Raw genomic sequence first — 1,317 nt, forward strand, 5'->3', positions numbered from 1 at the left:
CTCAATATATAGATTATTATAACAAAGAAAGAATACAGGCAAAATTAAACTACCTTTCTCCTGTAAAATACAAGAAAAAGGTAGCCTAGGTTGTTTTATATTGTTCCACATGAAGGGTGCAGTTCATTTATATGAGAGTGCTTTGATTTCCTATTTACCTACATAGTTTCTTTTTGATATTTCATAATTTGAATACATTGAATCTTTTGTTACATCTGCTTTTATATTTAAAAAGTCTGGAAGTAATATCTTTCCATTTTGATCCGTAGCTTCTATTTCTAAGATTCCATATTTTTTATCATTGTTAAATACATCTAATTTGAAATATTGATTCTCGTATACGAAACAATAACGAGTTTTTATTATAGTGAAAAGTTGGTTATCTATTTCTGATAAATATGTTAAGTATAGCTTATCGCTTATTTTCTTTTCTTTTCTAAATGTTCTATAGTTATTGATTTTTTCTTTTTCAGTATAGTAGTATGAGTAGTTTTCGCCACTTCCTATTTGTCTAATCCTTCTTTCAACATTTTGATTAGAAGATTTTAAGTAATGCTGAACTATGTCCATTTTTTCTGAAGTATTTATTATACTATCTATATCTATATTTTCAACATTTACTAAGTATTTGCGTATAGTACCAGTTGGCATATGTTCATCTAAATCATTATAGATTTCTTTTAATACTCTCTCAACTTTTCCTTCAAAGTCTGTAGAGTTGTCAAATATTCTTAAACGAGGATGACCTACCCAGGCATTCATAGTTAATTCATCTAGTTTTCTAGCGTCTTCTAATGATTCACTTCTAGCAGCATTATTCGCTAGTGTGTAATGTTCTTCTGCCCCATTAGCAGTTGTTACTAAATGTAATACTAAATCATATCTATCTATTAATTCATTTTCAGTTGTTCCAAATTTATCTAAAATAACTTCAAATTCTTCCTTTGATACATAAGCTTTATTATCTAATAATCCTCTATCATAAAGTATTATTGTCTTCTCAGCATCCATTTCTTTTGCTGCTTTTTCATAAACTTCTTCTTTCTTAAATTGAAGGTTTAAAAGATAGTCCTGGAATATGAACATATTCTCTTTACCACCAAGTGGTGAAACTCCACCTCTAATTAATTCTGTCGCTGTTTCTGAAACTATTAAGACTTTATATCCTTTTTCTTTAAAAGTGTTTTCTATTAAGTTAAGCATTGTACTTTTACCAGAGCAAGGTCCTCCAGTTATTACAATTTTTTTTATAGTTTTCATCTTGTTTGTTCCTCCAATATTGTCAAATATCTTGTTGAATTTATATATAAAAATATT

Annotated in this window: 2 protein-coding genes; one reads left to right on the forward strand and one right to left on the reverse strand. The window is 27.8% G+C overall.

Annotation, left to right across the window (positions count from 1 at the left end; translation table 11 throughout):
• Positions 1-8: 8 nt before the first annotated feature.
• The gene (locus tag NSA58_RS21095; protein ID WP_408645542.1) at positions 9-89 is read left to right on the forward strand and encodes an IS3 family transposase; all 81 of its coding nucleotides are present in this window, start codon (positions 9-11) and stop codon (positions 87-89) included.
• Positions 90-150: 61 nt separating this feature from the next.
• Here NSA58_RS21095 and NSA58_RS20310 read toward each other — a convergent pair.
• Positions 151-1,317, reverse strand: a 1,167-nt coding sequence (locus NSA58_RS20310) for an AAA family ATPase (protein WP_257560943.1), incomplete at its 5' end; no start/stop codon positions are given.

The organism is Terrisporobacter muris (assembly GCF_024621905.1).
Taxonomy (GTDB): Bacteria; Bacillota; Clostridia; order Peptostreptococcales; family Peptostreptococcaceae; genus Terrisporobacter; species Terrisporobacter muris.